The organism is Hymenobacter ruricola, assembly GCF_015694525.1.
In the GTDB taxonomy this organism is placed as follows: domain Bacteria; phylum Bacteroidota; class Bacteroidia; order Cytophagales; family Hymenobacteraceae; genus Hymenobacter; species Hymenobacter ruricola.
The window spans coordinates 1-17,726 of the sequence record NZ_JADQDM010000005.1 but is presented as its reverse complement, the minus strand read 5'-3'; the positions used below and the strand labels follow the sequence as shown (position 1 = coordinate 17,726).

Sequence of the window (17,726 nt, the reverse complement as noted above, 5' to 3'; positions counted from 1 at the left end):
CGGGCGCATCAGGCATTGACCCAGCATTAGCATTCCCACCCAGACCGTTTTGTGATGAAAGCAATTATACTAGCTTTAATCTGTTTTGCGTATAGCCTGCATGCTTTAGGGCAAAAGACCCCGCCAGAAATTGCTGCCGAAGGCAAACTGCTTTACCGGTCGGAAGCAGCTTCCTGGCACGGGACGGATATCTTCTTGGCAAAGCTGAAAAGCAAAAGGCAGTACTCGGGCGGCTACCTTTCTTATCCCACCGCCACCGGCGGCCGGTGCATTTTCTTCTCAAGGGGCGACGAGCCGGAAACCCTTGCTGTCATCACGTTTGATAGCACCTTCAGTACCCAAGCGGCGCAAATTGACAGTGTGCCCCGGCCGCTCGATGCGCATGAAAAGGACTTGTTTGCCATCAGGCGAAAAGCACTTGATGTCGTTAGCAAAGACACGCTGTTCAGGCATTTTAAGAATACCAATCTCAATCTCATCCCCCTCATCACGAAGGATGGTCGGAAGGTATATGCGCTGACTGGGCCCCAAGTGTCGGGCGTAGTCGTTTTTGGCAATGACTATCGAATTGATTTCGATAAGAACAATAACATCGCTGGCATGACTCGCCTGCACCAGAATATCATTCCCATTAATTACGGCAAGAGCGAAACGCAAACGTCGGCCATGCACAGCCATTTGCCTTCAACGGGAGACTACATCACCGCAACTGATATCTGCACGCTGATGCTTTACGAGAAATTTCCCGGTTGGAATCAATACTACGTGATTTCCAAAGACTACATTTCCATCTGGGATTGTACGAAGGATGAACTAGTTGTAATAACCAAAAAGGCCTGGGAACGAATAAGCAAAGACCAAAAGAAGCGCCATCCCCAGCTATTTAAAGAGTAGCCCGTTTTACCGCCCGCGCCGCTTCAGCGCCTTCACGCCCGGGTTCGAGCCGCCCTTCTTGCCCACAAAGGCCTTCGAGCCTTTGGTGCTTTTTTTCTGGCCTTCTACAAAGGGCTTGCCGGTGCGCTTGTCAATCGTCACGCCGGGCTTAATCCACTCCTTGCGCTCGTGGAAGGCGCCTTTGAACTCCGGGTCCAGCTTTTTGCGGCGGTCGTCGAGCTCGCGGCTCATCTTCTGCTTTTCCTCAAACGGGGTTTCTTCGATTTTCACTTCCTCGGGCAGCGGCAGCCGCTCAATCTGCTGGTCGATGAGCTGTTCAATCTCGCCAATGTGCACCATCTCGGCCTCGTTGGCGAAGGTGATGGCCGCGCCAATGTGCTGGGCCCGGCCCGTGCGCCCGATGCGGTGCACGTAGTCGTCGTGCACGATGGGCACGTCGAAATTGATGACGTGCGTCACCTGCGGCACGTCGATGCCGCGCGCGGCCACGTCGGTGGCCACCATATACCGCACCTCGCCGGCCCGGAACGAGTCCATGCTGTTGATGCGGGCGTTCTGGCCCTTGTTGCCGTGAATCACGCGGACTTCGCCCACCGGCGCCTTGCGCTCCAGGAAGTGGGCCACTTGGTCGGCGTGCTCTTTGGTGCGGCAGAACAGCAGCACGCGCGTCATGGTGTCGGCGTCGCGGTGGAGCAGGAAGTGCAGCAGGTTGATTTTGGTGAGCAGGTTGGGCGCTTCGTACAGCACCTGGCTCACGGTGGAGGCCGTTTTGGCCGGCGGGCTCACCTCCACCCGCATCGGAAATTCCAGGAACTCCTCGCTCAGCGTGGTCACGCGCTCCGGCATGGTGGCCGAAAACAGCGCGTTCTGCCGCTTGCGCGGAATGATTTCCAGAATGCGCCGAATCTGGGGCATGAAGCCCATGTCCATCATCTTGTCGGCCTCGTCCATCACGAAGGTTTTCAGGTCGGTCAGCCGCACCGCGCCCTTCAGGTAAATTTCCATCAATCGGCCCGGCGTGGCCACCAGCACGTCGATGCCCTGGGCAATGGTTTCAATCTGCGTTTTTGGCCCCAGCCCGCCGTAAATGGCGAAAATGCGCAGGTCCGTGTTCACCGCCATCGCCTTCAAATGCGTCTCGATTTGCATGGCCAGCTCGCGGGTAGGGGCCAGCACCAAAGCCCGGGGATTCAGGCCCTGGGCATATTTCGCCTTCATGAGCAGGGGCAGGCCGAAGGCGGCGGTTTTGCCGGTGCCGGTTTGGGCGATGCCCAGCACGTCGTGCCCCGCCAGCAGCAGCGGGATGGTTTGCTGCTGCACCGGCGTGGGCTCGGTGAAGCCGGCGGCGGCCACGGCGGAAAGAAGTTGTTTGTTGAGCTTGAAATCGTTGAACGACGGGGCAGTAGTGGGTTCCATTCCGCAAAGGTCGGCTTTTTGAAACGGAGAGAGTTTACCTCGGCGCAAAAAGGCGGTCATGCAGAGCGAAGCGAAGCATCTTTACCGCTTCGTTGAGCCGACCAGTTACTGTTGCAGTAAAGATGCTTCGCTACGCTCTGCATGACGGTTCAACTGAAAAACGTTTCTGCCGAATACCTCCTGCAAGAACTTTTTTTGCTCCATCCCGCTTCTTTTTCTATCTTTGCCCCACCAAAACCAACACGGTAGATATAGCTCAGCTGGTTAGAGCGTCGGATTGTGATTCCGAAGGTCGTGGGTTCGAGCCCCATTATTTACCCACCAAAAAATGAGTCCCCGGAGAATTATCCGGGGACTTTTTTGTTGCTTGCTTTAATACCGTTTTAATCCGGTGTTAATTTCGACCGTTTTTACCCACCACAATCCACAGTACATGAGTCTTCTCGTCATCGGCAGCGTTGCGTTCGACGCCATCGAAACGCCCTTCGGCAAAACCGACAAAATCATCGGCGGTGCCGCCACCTTCATCAGCCTGTCGGCTTCCTACTCGCTGAAGCCCGTGAAACTGGTGGCCGTGGTGGGCGAAGACTTCCCGCAGGCCGACATCATGCTCCTCGAAGAGCACGGCGTGGACGTGGAAGGCCTGCAAATCAAGGAAGGCGAAAAGTCGTTTTTCTGGTCGGGCAAGTACTCGAAAGACCTGAACTCGCGCGAAACGCTGGTGACCGAGCTCAACGTGCTGGCCGATTTCGACCCCATCATCCCGGACGCTTACCAGGACTGCAAATACCTCATGCTGGGCAACCTGGCCCCGCAGGTGCAGCGCCTCGTCATCCAGCGCCTCGTGAACCGGCCCAAGCTGATTGTGATGGACACGATGAACTTCTGGATGGACATTGCCCTGGAAGACCTCATCGCCACCATCGAAATGGTGGACGTGCTGAGCATCAACGACGAAGAAGCCCGCCAACTGTCCGGCGAGTACTCGCTGGTGAAGGCCGCCAAGAAAATTCTGGCCATGGGCCCGAAATTCCTCATCATCAAGAAAGGCGAGCACGGCGCGTTGCTCTTCCACAAGAACAAGGTGTTCTACGCCCCGGCGCTGCCGCTGGAAGAAGTGTTTGACCCGACTGGTGCCGGCGACACCTTCGCGGGCGGCTTCATCGGCCACTTGGCCGCTACCGACGACATCAGCTTCGAAAACATGAAGCGCGCCGTGATTCACGGCTCGGCCATGGCCTCATTCTGCGTCGAGAAATTCGGCACCGAGCGGCTGCTGAACCTGAGCACCGAGGAAGTGGAAGCCCGTGAGGCGCAGTTTGCCGAATTGGTGAAGGTGGTGCCCGCTGCGGCAGTAGCCAACGTGGCCTGAGCCGCGGGCCGCAACGGCTCAGCTTAGCCGGGAATTTGCAAAAGGGTTTTGGACGGGAAGTAGATATATTAGAAATAATATACTATTTTCACCCAAAACCCTTTTGCTTTTCCGCCATGCGTTACCTCTCGTTTCCCTTGCTAACCATTGCTTTGGGGGCAATGGCCTGCGGCAATGCCGCGACCACCACCGAGGTTGCCGACGCCAGCGGCCGGGGTGCAGACCGGCCCGCAAGCCCAACCGAAGCCCCGGCCGACGCCGCTGCCAACGCGCCGACGCAAGCCAGGCCCCAGCCCAAAACCGACCAGTACCGCCTGCTGGGCGTGCTCGACCCGGATTTTAAAAACATGGTGGCCTTCGCCCTGAAAATGCCCCGCGGCTGGCAGGCCAGCCAGTCATTTAAGCGGGCCTGGGACGGGGCCGTGCCCACGCCGCAGATTTACATCAGCTTCCGCTCGCCGGACGCCACGCAGCGCATCGACTACCTGCCCTCGACGGGGTATGTGTACAGCGACGGGCCCAATTCGCAGGCGCTGCGGGCGCAGAAGCAGCAGTTGGGCATGCAGGACGTGCGCATTTCCGCCAACGAGCTGGCGCCCATGCCGGCGCTGGCTTACCTCAAGAAGTTTTTATTGCCCCAGCTGGCGCAGCAGGGCGTGCAGCTCCGCAACGTGGGCAACGAGCGCAGCACGCCGCCGCACCCATCCAAGGACAGCCCGGGGCGCACGGAGTCGAGCGCTTCGGTGGATGGCGTGCTGGCCAACGGCCGCAAGGTGCGGGTGGAGGCGCGCCTGGGCCTGAGCCAGACGCCGATGAACGGCGACACGTTTTATAGCTGGTCGGTGGTGCCGTCGCTCACCCAAACCAGCGGCGACCTGGCGGCCACCTACGCCCACACCAAGGCGGCCCAGGAGTCCATCACCGTGAACCCGGCGTGGCTGCAGAAAAACAAGGAGCTAGTGGCCAAAGGCCAGCAAGCCAATTTGGAAGCCAGCCGCCGCAATCACGAAGCCGTTATGGGCAACATTGCCGCCAACACGGCCGCCAGCACCGCCGCCCACAACCAGCGCATGCGCGACATTGCCGCCGTGGGCGCTGCCAACACGGCCCGGTACAACGACCGCATGAATACGATGGACCAGAACATGGCCACCTACAAAGCCAACGAGGCCCGCAAAGACGGCCAGCACGAGATGTACGTGGACAACGTCATTCGCAACGAAACCAAATACGCCGACCCCGGCACCGGCGAGCGGGTGAAGCTCGACAACCGCTACGAGCACGCTTACACCGATGGCAAGGGCAATTATTACCAGAGCAACACGCCCATTCGGGCCAGCGACGTGAACTGGCAGGAACTGGGCAAGGTGTCGGCCAACGACTACTAAGGGCGGGGTGAAGCCGGCTGGGCGGGAGCTGCGGCCGGGCCGCACAACTCTTTCGCCCCAGCGCGGGTACAAGGAATATCCATCCACTTTTCCTTCCCACGCCATGGCCACCAAAAAAGAGTCTGACCTGACCAACGAGCAAACCTCGGTCAACCCGTTCGCCAATACCAAAACCGGCGGCACAATGAACCAGAACCCCAACCAGAGCGACCTGACCCAACAGGGCAACCAAACCAAAGGCAGCACGCCCGGCGGCAACTTCAACGAAATCCGCCACACCCAGGCCAACAAGCCCCGCAGCAACCCGCAAGGCAACTCGCCGATGTCCGTCGACACGAACAGCGGTAAAAAAGGCCCGGGTAAAAAGGCCAACTAGATTTTCTGAGCAGAAAAAAGCCCCGCTGAATTCATTCGGCGGGGCTTTTTTGCTTTAAAGTTTTATCCGCATGTAGCGGTTGGCAATGATAAAGTCTTCACAAAAAAGCAACGTCTTGTCGTTTTCCCACCGTGGACCGAAAGCGGATATCCCCGGTTGCATGGAGTTGCTAATGCGCTGCCAGCGTAGTTTAGGCGGCGAACCCAACGGCTTTACCCATAGCTGAATGCCTGCTAAGTCATAGCCCGTAGGACTGGAGTTGGCGCAAGCAAAGTGTTGGCGGTCTGGTGAGATAACCGGGTAGCTGATTAAGTCCGTTCGCTTGCCTGTTTGCTGGTCAATAAGCAAATAATATCGGCCTTCCCATTTGCCAACTTCGACCAGCCATTGCTCGATTGGGTCGAGGCGGTCAAGAAACCTGTACCCTTCATAACTGTCTTCGGCATCCTGATAAGTCGGCCCGTTCTTCAGCTTTATTATCGTGCCCTGCTGAGTTTTGAAGAAAAGCGTATCAGCCTTGCGCCACACGCGCCCTGCTGCCGTTTGGAGGTAAGCCGCCTCGGTTGCTACCGCAGCGGTTGAATCGGCCGGAAAGCCTTTCTCTTTGCCTGGATTCACCGCCTTATCGTATTGGGTTTCAGAGATTTTTTCCATTCGGAAAATCCGGCCGGTATTCACTCGGAAAGTATCGGCAGCAGTCGCTAATATGGCTAGACTATCACGCACAGTTTCCGCTTTGGAAGAATCAATTGCCGAAGTAGCCGGAACTATCTTCTCCTGAACCGTGGATTTTGATGAAGTGCGAGAATTGCACCCCAACACGAACAGCGCATTCGCGCCAATTAAGAGTAGGCACCTGTGCCTCCGTGAGCGTGTCATAGTTAAAATTTAAAATTCCCAGCCCAGCCACTGCTGAAACCCGCGCTGCTGCGCCGCCTCGGCCGTTTCCAGCGGGCTCACGGCGTAGCGCTGTCCGAAGCCGACGCCCGGCACGGCCGCCAGCGGCACCGTCAGCAGCCGGTTTTGGCGGAACACGCTTACCTCATAAGCCGCTTCCTCGCTGCTGAGCAGGCTTTGCAGGTTCATGTCCACGCGACGGCCGTTCACGGCCACGATTTCGTCGTCTACGGTGAGCGCCGCGGCGGCCGGCGAGTTGGGCCAGATGGCCGTTACCTCGGTCCGCTCGTTTTTCACCACCGTCCGGAAGCCGAACGTGCCCTCCGATGCGGAGGCGTTTTCGCCCACCAGCAGCTGGCAGCCCACGGTGCGCAACACCCGGTCCAGCGGTTCCTGCAGCGGCGCAGTGCCGTAGATAAATTTGTCGAAATAGGCGTGCATGTCGCGCCCCGCTACTTCGTTCACAATGCGCACGTAGTCGGCTTCGGTGTAGCCAACGCCCGTTTTGCCGAACTCCTCGTACAGCCGCCGCATCACGTCATCGAGGCTGCGGGCGTGGCCGGAAAGCTGCCGCAGCGTGAGGTCCAGAATGAGCGCCACCAGCGCGCCCTTGTGGTACACCGATACTTTGCGGTCGGGCACACCGGACTTGTAGCCGTCCAGCCACAGGTCCATGCTGGCGTCGGCCAGCGAGAGGTTGTCGCCGCCGGCATCGTCGTAGTGCTTGCGCAGCACCGTGTTCAGTTCCTCAAAATACTGCGCCGGCGTGCGCACGTGGCTGCGGGCCAGCAGGTATTCGCCGTAGTAAGTGGTGATGCCCTCGGCGATGAAGCAGGTGCGGAAGTAGTTCTCGCGGCTGTAGTCGTAGGGCTGCATCTCGGCCGGCCGAATGCTCTTGATGTTCCAAGTATGAAACAACTCGTGGCAGCTCACGCCCAGCAATTCCTTGTACAGGCCCTCGCTCATAATGAGTTCCGCCGGCCCCAGCGTGATGACCGTGGAGTTGTGGTGCTCCACGCCGTGGTAGTGCTTATAAGGCAGAAACTGGTTCAAAAAATGGTAATCGGCCACCGGAAAGCCGCCAAACATCGCCAGTTGCACTTCTGAGAAAGCCTTGAAATCGGCCAGAATTTGCGGCCAGTTCAGTTCCGCCTCGCCCTGCACCCAGATGTGAAAGGGCAGCCCGCCGGCTTCGTACTCCTGATGCGTGAGCGCAGGGCTGGCGATGAGCGGCGAGTCGGCCAGTTGGTCGAAGTTCTGCGCGGAAAGCACATTTGGTGCGGTTTGGGGCAGGCCGCAGGCTATTTGCCAGCCTTCCGGAATGGCCAGTGTCAGCTCGCACTCCTCCTGCTGGCGGCCTGCCGCATACATCAGCGCCTGCACGGGGTTCAGGTACAGCTGTGTCTCGTCGAGCCAGGAGCCGCCGGCGTCCATCTGGTGGGCGTAGAAATTGTAGCGCACTTGCACGGTGCGGCCGGCGGCGTTGGCCACTTCCCACCGGTCTTTGGTGAGCTTGCGGTAGGGGAGGGGCTGGCCGGTGGCTGCGTCAAAAACCTCAACCTTCTGAATCTTCTGGGCAAAGTTTTGCAGCTCGTAGCGGCCCGGGCGCCAGGCCGGCAGTTGCAGCTCCAGCGGCGCGGTGGCATCGGCGGCCACGTCCAGCGTCAGCTCAATTTGCAGGTAAAACGTGAGGGGATTTTCGTAGGAAACGCGGTAGTGAATCATCGCCAAAACGGGTTAGAGGGGCTTAAAGCTACTGCCCGCTAACGTGCCCGGCGTAAAAGTGACTAAGGCCCTTGCCTTTTCCAGGCACAACCCGTACCTTTGCCGGCCCAACTCGAAACTCGTCTTTTTAAGATTCCTTGATATGAAACGTACCTTCCAACCTTCGAAGCGCAAGCGCGTCAACAAGCACGGCTTCCGCAGCCGCATGGAAACCGCCAACGGCCGTAACGTATTGGCCCGTCGTCGCGCCAAAGGCCGCAAGCGCCTCACCGTATCCGACGAAGGCAAGCACAAGCGCTAGTCTTTTTAGCCGTTAGCTGAGAGCGGGGCCTTCATTCGGCCCTTAGCTGTTGGTTAGCAGATTGCCGCATTGCTGAGACAGTATATCCCTGTCGCCGCAATGCGGCTTCGCTATTTTTGGGCTTCTCAGAGTGGTTATGCGGTAAGCGCGACAGCCAACAAGTACGCATCGTGAACGAGCTAGCAGCTAACAGCTCTCAGCTAACAGCTAAGAGAAAATACACCTTCCCGAAAGAGGAACACCTGTGCCGCAAGAAGCTCATCGAAGAGCTTTTTGGGAAGCAGGGTTCCTCTTTTGGCGTCTACCCCCTGCGCATCGTGTGGGTGAAAGCCGGTGCGCCCACCACGGCCCCGCCGCAGGTGCTCATCAGCGTGAGCAAACGCAACTTCAAGCGAGCTGTCGACCGCAACCGGCTCAAACGGCTCATCCGGGAGGCGTATCGGCTCAATAAATATCGGCTAACAGAGCAACCAAACGGGCACCAAGTCGCTCTGCTGGGTATTATCTTCACGGGGAAGGAAAAAAGTCCACTCGCGTTGGTGGAAAAAAAATTAATTTCCGCCATCCATCGTTTGATGGGCACGACTATTGACGCATCCGCGCCAGCGTCGGCCCCGTAGATTCGCCTAGCCGCTATCCGCACCGTATGACTATCCGCAAAAAGCTACTCGCTACCCTGGCTCTGAGCACGCTGGGTTTGGTTTCCTTCCGGGCTGCTTCTGACAACGAACGGTACTTCGAAATCGCGAAGAACCTGGACATTTTTGCCACGCTCTTCAAGGAGGTCAACACCTATTACGTCGACGAAATCACGCCCGCCAAGCTGGTAAAAACCGGCATTGACGCCATGCTGCGCTCGCTCGACCCCTACACCAACTATATCCCGGAAGACGACATCGAGGATTTCCGCACCATGACCACCGGGCAGTACGGCGGCATCGGGGCCTCGGTGGTGAAGCGCAACGGCAAAACCGTGGTGCAAAGCGCCTACGAAGGCTACCCGGCTCAGAAAGCCGGCTTGCTCCCCGGCGACGAAATCCTCGACATCAACGGCGTGGTGGTGGACAAAAAGTCGAACGCCGACATCAGCAAGCTTCTCAAGGGCCAGGCCAACTCGATGGTGAAGCTCATGGTGACGCGCTACGGCCAGGACAAGCCCATCGAAATCGACATCACCCGCGATAAAATTCAGGTCGACAACGTGCCGTATACCGGCATGATTTCCGGCGACGTGGGCTACTTCCAGCTCGGCGGCTTCACGGTGGATGCGGGCAAGGAAGTGCGCGCGGCCGTGACGAAGCTCAAGGAGCAGGGCGCGAAGAAAATCGTGTTCGACATTCGCGACAACCCCGGCGGCTTGCTGAATGAGGCGGTGAACATCTCCAACCTCTTCATCGATAAAGGCCTCGACGTGGTGAGCACCAAGGGCAAGGTGACGGAGTGGAACAAGACCTACAAGGCCCTCGACGTGCCGCTCGATACCCAGATTCCGATTGCCATCATCACGAGCAACCGCTCGGCTTCGGCCTCGGAAATCGTGTCGGGCGTTCTGCAGGATTACGACCGCGCCGTGCTGGTGGGCGAGCGCACCTTCGGCAAAGGCCTCGTGCAGGCCACGCGCCCCCTCAGCTACAACTCGCAGCTGAAGGTGACGACCGCCAAATACTACATCCCGAGCGGCCGCTGCATCCAGGAAATCGATTACGCGCACCGCGCCGAGGACGGCACGCTGGGCAAATTCCCCGATTCGCTGCGCACGGCTTTCAAAACCACCGCCGGCCGCACCGTATACGACGGCGGCGGCGTAGCCCCCGACATTGAGGTGCAAGACCGCGAAATTGCGGACATCACCCGCATCCTGCTCCAGAAAAGCTACCTCTTCGACTACGCCACCCGCTACCGCGCCGAGCACGCCACCATCGCGCCGTCCCGGCAGTTCAAGCTCACGGATGCGGAGTATCAGAAGTTCGTGGCCTACCTGCAAGGCAAGAACATTAGCTACAGCACCGACGCCGAAAAAGCCCTCACCGACCTCAGCAAGAAGGTAAAAGAGGAAAAGCACTACGACGATGTGAAGCTGGAACTCGAAGCCATCCGCAAGAAAGTGACCGTGAACAAGGCCAACGACCTGCAACGCTTCAAGCCCGAAATTAAGGAATTGCTGGAGCAGGAGATTGTGTCGCGCTACTACTTTGAGAAGGGCCGTACCGAAGCTGGCTTTGACGACGACCCCAACATCATCGCCGCCGTGTCCGTGCTGAACGACCCGAACCGCTACGCTGCGCTGCTGAAACCCACGGGCCAGGCCGCCAGCGCCCGCAAGTCGGCCGGGACGAAGTAATTTTGAGCTGCGTTACATTGAAAAAGCAGGCGCTGAAAGGTGCCTGCTTTTTTGTGGTCTGTATCGAAAGAGAAATGTCAATTAAAGAACTTATCAAGCGGCCAAGCATTCTGGCAGAGGTTATCAATTCACCTACAGAACTAGAAAATGTTGGTGTGTCAAGTGAATTGCGGTCAGAACTTGCGCAGCGGTTAGAATTTCTAGAAACTGAAGCTTCAAAAAGTAGAGCAGCTTTCATTCAGAGTCAAGACGCTGAGAATTTTAACCAAAACCGGGAATTATGGGGAATACCTAACTTCTCAGAAGAGCTAGTTGAAATTGACGATTTTAAGGATGGGTTCCTGTGGAGATTTCGAGCACACAGCACTTCTTGGGGTGATAATCAGTATGCCGATGAATGGTTTTACACTTCTCTAGAAGCCAGAAGTGTCATACGATATGAGTTTTGGGATTGCGACGAGGGCCCGGAAAAAGCCGACGTGGTTTTCACAGGCACTTATAAAGCCATTTTGCAGCAGCTTCTCGCTGACCACGTTCATGAAGTTCTAATTAGTCCGGTGTTTTCGACGGATGAACTGAATGAATACATTGACAATTTCTCTGAGGATGAAGAAGACTATTTGTTGGAGGATGTGATAGAGGATTACATCAGCCGCAATCCAAACTACAGTGTCCAATAATTACCAATGCTCCTCCTCTCCCTCGAAACCTCTTCCCCCGTCTGCTCGGTTGCCCTGCACCGGCTCGAAGACGGCGCCCTCATCGGCCAGTCGGAGTTGCGGCTGGATAAGTCGCACTCTACCCACCTCACCGTGCTCATCGAGCAACTGTTGGCCAACACTGGCCACGCGCTGGCTGACCTCGCTGCCGTGGCCGTGAGCGACGGGCCCGGTTCCTATACCGGCCTGCGCATTGGCGGGGCCGCGGCCAAGGGCCTGTGCTTCGCGTTGGATATTCCGCTGGTGGTCGTGAGCACGCTCAAAGCCTTGGCGGCGCAGGTTGCAGCGGGCACCGCGCGGAACGAAAGCTGGCTCTACTGCCCTATGCTGGACGCCCGGCGCACGGAAGTATACGCCGCCCTCTACACCCACGAGGGGCAGGAGGTGCTGGCGCCCACGCCGCTGCTGCTTGACGCCGATACGCTGGCCGAACAATTGGGGCACCGTTCTGTGTTATTCTTCGGTCACGGCGCAGCCAAGTTTCAGGCGGTGCTGGGGGAGCATTCCAACGCCGGTTTTCTGGCGGGGATTGAGCCTTCGGCGATTTCGGTAGGGCAGCTGGGCGTGGCGGCATTTCACCGGCAGGAATTTCAGGACGTGGCGTACTACGAGCCGTTTTACTTGAAAGAAGTGTACACCACCACGCCGAAAGCGAAGTAGTGCGGACGTAGCGCGGACTCTGCGAGTCCGCGCCCTCGCGCCGGCCGAATTATTCACCAATCAATACGCGGACTCGCGGAGTCCACGCTACAGTATATGGAACCCCTCTTCGTCAACCGCGTTGCCAACTCCGGCCTCGTCACCCTCAACCTTGAAGAAATGCTCCACCCCGGCGAGCGGGTGGTGTACGACATCAGGGACAACCTCTTTCACGGCCTGATGCTGCGTGAAAAGGACTTCCGCGAGTTCGTGAAAACCCACGACTGGACGCAATACGACGGCAAAAACGTCGCCATCATCTGCTCGGCCGATGCCATTGTGCCCACCTGGGCCTACATGCTGCTCGCCACCAAACTGCAGGGCCACGCCCACCGCTACGTCTTCGGCAACCTCGACGCCCTGGAGCAGTCGCTGTTTGAAGAAGCCATTGCCTCTATTAATACCGAAGAGTACCGCGACGCCAAAGTGGTGGTGAAGGGATGCGGCGACAAGCCCGTGCCCACTTTTGCCTACGTGGCCATCATGCAAAAGCTGCTGCCCGTCACGAGCAGCATCATGTACGGCGAGCCGTGCAGCACCGTGCCGCTCTATAAAAAGCCGAAGGCTGTGAGTGCCTAAAAACGAGTTCCGACGCGTCTTCCCGAGCTGTAGTTGGTTCTTCCCGTCTTCTAGTTACCGCTTCCCGCCTCGTAGTTGGGGGTTCCCGCCGACGAAACCCCCCAACTACGAGGCGGGAACTTGCTTTTAAGGCTCGGGAACCGACAACTAAGTGGCGGGAAGAGCCAACTACCGGTCGGGAAGACTCATCAGAATGCCGGGAACGGGCAGCGGAAGCCGACGGCCGTACTTTTGGGCTTTCGTTGCTTCCTTCATGCCCGATACGTCGCCCACCAGCCCTTATAAAATCACCTTTCTCACCGGCGCGGCCATTGTGGTGGCCAACATGGTGGGCACGGGCGTCTTCACCAGCCTCGGGTTTCAGGTGCTGGGTATTGAGAGCGGCTTTGCGCTGCTGATGTTGTGGCTGGTGGGCGGCCTCATCGCCCTCTGCGGGGCCGTGAGCTACGCCGAGTTGGCGGCGGCCATGCCGCGCTCAGGTGGCGAATACCATTACCTGAGCCAGATTTATCACCCGGCGCTGGGGTTTTTGTCGGGCTGGGTGTCGGCCACGGTGGGCTTTGCGGCGCCCACGGCACTGGCCGCGCTGGCCCTCGGCCAATACGCCAAAAGCGTGTGGCCGGCACTGGAACCGCAGTGGCTATCGGTGGCGGTGGTGCTGGCCCTGACCCTGGTGCACGGCAGCAGCACGCGGGCGGGCAGCCGCCTGCAGGTCATCGTGACGGCCCTGAAAGTGGTGGTGCTGGTGGTGTTCATCGGGGCCGGGCTGGTGGTGGGGGAGGGACAGCCCATCCGTTTTCTGCCCGATGCCGCCGGGTGGCGGGCGCTGCTCAGCCCGGCTTTTGCCGTGAGTCTGGTGTATGTGAGCTACGCTTACTCCGGCTGGAACGCGGCCGTGTATGTGACGGGCGAGATTGAAAACCCCAAGCGAAACCTGTCGCGCATTCTGCTGCTGGGCACGGCCGTGGTGCTCCTTTTATATGTGGGACTGAATTATGTATTCCTGCGCTCCACGCCGCTGGCGGGGCTAAAAGGGCAATTGGAAGTGGGGTTTGTAGCGGCCACCTCGCTTTTCGGCCCCGTAGGTGGGCGGCTGATGGGCGGTATTATCGCCGGGTTGCTGGTTTCTACCATCAGTTCGATGGTTTTCGCCGGGCCGCGCATTGTCCAAACCATGGGCGAAGACATTTCTGCCCTGCGCTTCCTTGCCCCCAAAAGCCGGGCTGGCATCCCCGTGCGGGCCCTGGCGCTGCAAACCGTCATCACCCTGGCCTTTATTCTTAAGCCGAGTTTCCAGGGCGTGCTGGTGTACGCGGGCTTTATTTTAAATTTATTCACCTTTCTAACGGTGCTGGGGCTGTTTATCCTGCGTTGGCGCCGGCCCGAGTTGCCGCGGCCGTACCGGGCCTGGGGCTACCCGTTCACGCCGCTGCTGTTTCTGGGCCTGAGCGGCTGGACGCTCGCCTTCATCCTGCGCGACAAGCCCTGGGAGTCGTTTTATGGGCTGGTCACCCTGGCCGTGGGGGGGCTGGTTTACTTCCTGACCACCGCCCTGCCCAAGCCGCGCCCCGCCGCCAGCTAAAGCGTTGCCGTAACTTGCGGGCTCATTGAGGGCCTGGCATGGCCGGGCCCGTTTTTACGCATACTATATATAATGTACCTCCGCACCGCTGCACTTCGGCTGTTGCCGGCCGCTCTGCTCTGGCTCACCGCCTGCTCCGAGTCGAATACGAATACCAAAGCCGGTTCCGTCAAGGAAGAAACGATGGCCTCAACCGCCGATGCCATCGACAAAACCAAGCCGGCGCCCGCCACCGCGGCTCCTGCCGCTGCTTCAGGCACCGCCACTCGCCCCGACCGGATTGCCGCGCCCGACACCGCCTATGCCCAGGACGTGGCCATGTTCCTCGGCGGCCTGCAGCCCAGCCAGCACAGCAACCTCACTGCTCTGGCCGCCACGCCCGCCTGGCAAGCCTTCGCCAAAGACCAGGACAAAAGCTGGGATAAATACCGCGCCACCCACACCACGCGCATGACCAAGTGGGCCAGCACCGAGCTCGATTCGGTGCACGCCAGCAGCCCCACCATCTTCTACCCTTTCAGCGGCCCCGATTTCCTGAACGTCTTCACGATGTTCCCCACCAGCCAAACCTACGTGCTGATGGGCCTCGAACCCGTGGGCAGCATCCCGGCCCGCACTTCCCTCGAAAACCCCAAACTGCTGCCCGCCGTCAAAACCTCGCTCTGGTCGGTGCTTAACTTCAGCTTCTTCCGCACCAACGACATGGCCGTGGACCTGAAATCCGTCGAGCTCGACGGCGCTCTCCCGCTCATGATGCTCTTTGCCGCCCGCACTGGCAACCAAATCACCGGCATCCGCCCCGTGCAGCTCGACGCGGCCGGCCAGTTGCAAGATGCTCCCAAAGACAGCATTCAAACCCCAGACCCGAAAGCCATTCCCGGCGTCGAAATGAAGCTCCGCGGCCCCGACGGCCAGCCTAAAACCGTCTACTACTTTTCCGCCGACCTCAGCGACTGGAAACTCACCGCCAAAAGTGCCCCGCTGGAGTTCGTACGTCACCTTGGCCCCCTCACCACCTACGTAAAGTCGGCCACCTACCTCATGCACAAATCGTACTTCAATAAAGTGCGCCGCACCGTGCTGCGCCGCAGCCGCTACATCCTGCAAGACGATTCCGGCATTGCCATGAAGTACTTCCAGAAAGGCGCCTGGCAGTTCAACTACTACGGCACCTACCGCCGTCCCATCAACCTCTTCGCCAAGCAGTATCAGCCCGAACTCACCGCCGCCTACCACGACACCGTTAATAAGCCCAAGCCCCTCCCGTTCGGCACCGGCTACAACTGGCGCCAAACCGATTCCAACCTCCTCCTCGCCAAGCGTCTGATTCCCCTGGCCGACTAATCCCCGCATAAACTCAGCCCACAGGGCCGTGGTGGCAACATCACGGCCCTTTTTATTTCGATATCCTATGAAAATATATTCTCAATCCCGTCCCACCCTTTATTATATAACGGGAGCCGCACTTCTATTGACGATGACTACCTGGGCCGTAAGCGTCCGTCTGGCGCCCCCTTTTTCGGGGAGAGGGTTGCGGGAAGTGAGACTAGCTTCAGAAGATTCTCCACTACTGGATTCCATAGTAAAAGCCAACCCGCAATTATCCAGGGTTGCCACCAACCCCAAATACGAGTTCCAAATCATCTACACCCAAATCAACCGCGACGCCCAGAATCGCCCCTCGTTCGTTCCCCACACCTACCACCTCAACCCCCGCCAATACTTCAACCCCGCCAGCCTCGTCAAGCTTCCCGTCGTCCTCCTCTCCCTCGAAAAGCTCAACGACCTCCACAACCCCACTGTCACCCGCCGCACCATTATGGCCACCGGTACCGCCTGGCGCTGCCAAACCCCCGTTCCCTTCGCCGCCCCTGCCGATTCCGACCGCACCGCCACCATCGGCAACTACATCAAACGGATGCTCTTGGTCAGCGACAACATCGCCTACAACCGCCTCTACGAATTTCTCGGCCAGCGCCCGCTCAACCAACGCCTCCAGGAATTAGGCTACCCCAACGCCCGCATCACCCGCCGCTTCGCCCCCTGCGACACCGCCGCCAACCGCCACACCAACCCCATCAGCTTCCACACCCCCACCGGCGACACTCTATATAGGCAGCCCGCCCAATACAACCCCACGCCCTACCAAAGCCCCCTCGGCCGCGTCCTCAAAGGCCGCGCCCACCAGGCCGGCCGCCGCCTCATTCCCGAACCCTATGATTTTACCACCGCCAACCACCTCCCACTCCCGGACATCACCGCCCTCCTCCAAAGCATCCTCTTCCCCGAATCGGTTTCTGCCCCCCAGCGCCCCCACCTCACCGCCACCGATTACGCCTTCCTCCGTCGCTACCTCCACGCCACCCCCCACGAATCCGGCTTCCACCAATACGCCCCTGCCCGCTACTTCGACGCTTACAAAAAATACCTCTACTACGGCCGAAACCCCGACCTCCCTCAACAATCCACCCTCCGCATCTACAACATCGTCGGCATGTCGCACGGCTACCTCTCCGATGTTGCCTACTTCGCCGACTCCCTCCACCAGTCCGAATTCCTCCTCAGCGCCGTCCTCTACGTCAATCAAGACGGCATCATCAATGACGGCGCCTACGAGTACGACACCATCGGCCTGCCCTTTCTCGCCCAACTAGGCCGCCAAATCCAGCAATACGAAGCACAACGCCCCCGCCAGTACCACCCCAACCTCACCGAATTCTTCGCCCCCGAGCCCATTCGCTAGAAAAACCGAAATTTATTCACCCCGCTAAGTCGCTGATTCCTAACCAAGATTTATCCAAAATTGCTCTCACGAACGCCAGAGCAAGTAAAAATCTTTGCGCCACTCCTTGCATTCTCAAAAAGCCCCACTACTTTTGCAGTCCCAAATCGTCAAACGGACAGCGGGTCTTCAAAAGCAAAAGCTCTCGAAGAAATTTTGAAAGCTACGGAACTTCACGAAGAGCAAGAGTGTCTTACTTCCCGTGCTGCCTAAGCAAAGTCCTAGAAAGAATATTTTTCGAAAGGCTTGCAAAAGCCGAAAAAAGCCCCGTATCTTTGCACCCCGCTTCGATAGGAAGCGAAAAGATTTGAAAAGCGAAAAGAAAGAAAATTAAATTTTTTCTCAAAAAAGCTTGACAAATCAAAAAGTCTTCTTACCTTTGCACTCCCAAATCGAAAGAAGGGAAACAAAACGAAGAAAGATGCCGGCCGAAACGCCACACTGTTACCTCAATTGGAAGTGACAAAAGTTCTTTGAATGACTGGAAAAGACAAATGGTAAGGTTTGTTTTTACGCAAGTAAAACAAACCGACAACAAACGTAACATTGATTTGAACTCGTCAAATACGAGTCGGATTAGCACTCGACATCAGCCATGGTTCGCTATGGTGTAGGAATATTTTACAATGGAGAGTTTGATCTTGGCTCAGGATGA

16 protein-coding genes and 1 tRNA gene are annotated in these 17,726 nt (G+C 58.2%); 14 read left to right on the top strand and 3 right to left on the bottom strand.

What is annotated here, in order from left to right:
• Positions 1-54: 54 nt before the first annotated feature.
• Positions 55-894 (top strand): hypothetical protein, encoded by an 840-nt coding sequence (locus I2H31_RS11625; protein WP_196293211.1) that lies wholly within the window; start codon positions 55-57, stop codon positions 892-894.
• 6 nt (positions 895-900) lie between these two features.
• Here the strand turns inward: I2H31_RS11625 and I2H31_RS11620 are convergent, their stop codons facing one another.
• Positions 901-2,310 carry a DEAD/DEAH box helicase gene (locus I2H31_RS11620; RefSeq protein ID WP_196293210.1) on the bottom strand — a complete coding sequence of 470 codons (1,410 nt, stop codon included), beginning with the start codon at positions 2,308-2,310 and terminating at the stop codon, positions 901-903.
• Positions 2,311-2,554: 244 nt separating this feature from the next.
• Between I2H31_RS11620 and I2H31_RS11615 the strand changes: the two genes are divergently transcribed.
• From I2H31_RS11615 to I2H31_RS11600, 4 genes are all read left to right on the top strand, one after another.
• A tRNA-His gene (locus I2H31_RS11615) sits at positions 2,555-2,630 on the top strand.
• Positions 2,631-2,743: 113 nt separating this feature from the next.
• A complete protein-coding gene (locus I2H31_RS11610; RefSeq protein WP_196293209.1) occupies positions 2,744-3,682 on the top strand; it encodes a PfkB family carbohydrate kinase in 939 nt (312 codons plus the stop codon).
• 116 nt (positions 3,683-3,798) lie between these two features.
• Positions 3,799-5,070: a hypothetical protein gene (locus I2H31_RS11605; RefSeq protein ID WP_196293208.1), complete on the top strand. Its 1,272-nt coding sequence runs from the start codon at positions 3,799-3,801 to the stop codon at positions 5,068-5,070.
• A 103-nt stretch (positions 5,071-5,173) separates the two neighbouring features.
• The gene (locus tag I2H31_RS11600) at positions 5,174-5,446 is read left to right on the top strand and encodes a hypothetical protein (RefSeq protein WP_196293207.1); all 273 of its coding nucleotides are present in this window, start codon (positions 5,174-5,176) and stop codon (positions 5,444-5,446) included.
• Between the two features lie 54 nt (positions 5,447-5,500).
• On the opposite strand, the gene I2H31_RS11595 is transcribed toward I2H31_RS11600, so the two are convergent.
• On the bottom strand, positions 5,501-6,100 hold the full coding sequence (locus I2H31_RS11595; protein WP_196293206.1) for a hypothetical protein: 600 nt from the start codon (positions 6,098-6,100) through the stop codon (positions 5,501-5,503).
• A 234-nt stretch (positions 6,101-6,334) separates the two neighbouring features.
• Complete coding sequence (locus I2H31_RS11590) at positions 6,335-8,068, bottom strand: M61 family metallopeptidase (protein ID WP_196293205.1); 1,734 nt, start codon at positions 8,066-8,068, stop codon at positions 6,335-6,337.
• 142 nt (positions 8,069-8,210) lie between these two features.
• Between I2H31_RS11590 and rpmH the strand changes: the two genes are divergently transcribed.
• The 9 genes from rpmH to I2H31_RS25485 all read left to right on the top strand — a co-directional run bounded on the left by rpmH (position 8,211) and on the right by I2H31_RS25485 (position 17,032).
• Positions 8,211-8,369, top strand: a complete 159-nt coding sequence (gene rpmH, locus I2H31_RS11585) for a 50S ribosomal protein L34 (protein WP_190928465.1) — start codon at positions 8,211-8,213, stop codon at positions 8,367-8,369.
• Positions 8,370-8,539: 170 nt separating this feature from the next.
• Complete coding sequence (locus tag I2H31_RS11580) at positions 8,540-8,989, top strand: ribonuclease P protein component (RefSeq protein WP_196293204.1); 450 nt, start codon at positions 8,540-8,542, stop codon at positions 8,987-8,989.
• Positions 8,990-9,015: 26 nt separating this feature from the next.
• Positions 9,016-10,710 carry a S41 family peptidase gene (locus I2H31_RS11575; protein ID WP_196293203.1) on the top strand — a complete coding sequence of 565 codons (1,695 nt, stop codon included), beginning with the start codon at positions 9,016-9,018 and terminating at the stop codon, positions 10,708-10,710.
• 17 nt (positions 10,711-10,727) lie between these two features.
• On the top strand, positions 10,728-11,390 hold the full coding sequence (locus I2H31_RS11570) for a hypothetical protein (RefSeq protein ID WP_196293202.1): 663 nt from the start codon (positions 10,728-10,730) through the stop codon (positions 11,388-11,390).
• A 6-nt stretch (positions 11,391-11,396) separates the two neighbouring features.
• Positions 11,397-12,089: a tRNA (adenosine(37)-N6)-threonylcarbamoyltransferase complex dimerization subunit type 1 TsaB gene (tsaB, locus tag I2H31_RS11565; protein ID WP_196293201.1), complete on the top strand. Its 693-nt coding sequence runs from the start codon at positions 11,397-11,399 to the stop codon at positions 12,087-12,089.
• 96 nt (positions 12,090-12,185) lie between these two features.
• Positions 12,186-12,707 carry a DUF2480 family protein gene (locus tag I2H31_RS11560; protein WP_196293200.1) on the top strand — a complete coding sequence of 174 codons (522 nt, stop codon included), beginning with the start codon at positions 12,186-12,188 and terminating at the stop codon, positions 12,705-12,707.
• Positions 12,708-12,960: 253 nt separating this feature from the next.
• The gene (locus I2H31_RS11555) at positions 12,961-14,289 is read left to right on the top strand and encodes an APC family permease (protein WP_196293199.1); all 1,329 of its coding nucleotides are present in this window, start codon (positions 12,961-12,963) and stop codon (positions 14,287-14,289) included.
• A 72-nt stretch (positions 14,290-14,361) separates the two neighbouring features.
• The gene (locus I2H31_RS11550) at positions 14,362-15,633 is read left to right on the top strand and encodes a hypothetical protein (RefSeq protein WP_196293198.1); all 1,272 of its coding nucleotides are present in this window, start codon (positions 14,362-14,364) and stop codon (positions 15,631-15,633) included.
• A 196-nt stretch (positions 15,634-15,829) separates the two neighbouring features.
• Entirely contained in the window at positions 15,830-17,032 is a 1,203-nt protein-coding gene (locus tag I2H31_RS25485) for a serine hydrolase (protein WP_196293197.1), read from the top strand.
• The last annotated feature ends 694 nt before the right edge of the window (positions 17,033-17,726 follow it).

Coding starts and splice junctions, on each gene's coding strand:
- tsaB (WP_196293201.1), top strand. CDS start 11,397: ATGCTCCTCCTCTCCCTCGAAACCTCTTCCCCCGTCTGCTCGGTTGCC.
- I2H31_RS11555 (WP_196293199.1), top strand. CDS start 12,961: ATGCCCGATACGTCGCCCACCAGCCCTTATAAAATCACCTTTCTCACC.
- I2H31_RS11560 (WP_196293200.1), top strand. CDS start 12,186: ATGGAACCCCTCTTCGTCAACCGCGTTGCCAACTCCGGCCTCGTCACC.
- I2H31_RS11590 (WP_196293205.1), bottom strand. CDS start 8,068: ATGATTCACTACCGCGTTTCCTACGAAAATCCCCTCACGTTTTACCTG.
- I2H31_RS11610 (WP_196293209.1), top strand. CDS start 2,744: ATGAGTCTTCTCGTCATCGGCAGCGTTGCGTTCGACGCCATCGAAACG.
- I2H31_RS11550 (WP_196293198.1), top strand. CDS start 14,362: ATGTACCTCCGCACCGCTGCACTTCGGCTGTTGCCGGCCGCTCTGCTC.
- I2H31_RS11605 (WP_196293208.1), top strand. CDS start 3,799: ATGCGTTACCTCTCGTTTCCCTTGCTAACCATTGCTTTGGGGGCAATG.
- I2H31_RS11600 (WP_196293207.1), top strand. CDS start 5,174: ATGGCCACCAAAAAAGAGTCTGACCTGACCAACGAGCAAACCTCGGTC.
- rpmH (WP_190928465.1), top strand. CDS start 8,211: ATGAAACGTACCTTCCAACCTTCGAAGCGCAAGCGCGTCAACAAGCAC.
- I2H31_RS11620 (WP_196293210.1), bottom strand. CDS start 2,310: ATGGAACCCACTACTGCCCCGTCGTTCAACGATTTCAAGCTCAACAAA.
- I2H31_RS11575 (WP_196293203.1), top strand. CDS start 9,016: ATGACTATCCGCAAAAAGCTACTCGCTACCCTGGCTCTGAGCACGCTG.
- I2H31_RS11625 (WP_196293211.1), top strand. CDS start 55: ATGAAAGCAATTATACTAGCTTTAATCTGTTTTGCGTATAGCCTGCAT.
- I2H31_RS11595 (WP_196293206.1), bottom strand. CDS start 6,100: ATGGAAAAAATCTCTGAAACCCAATACGATAAGGCGGTGAATCCAGGC.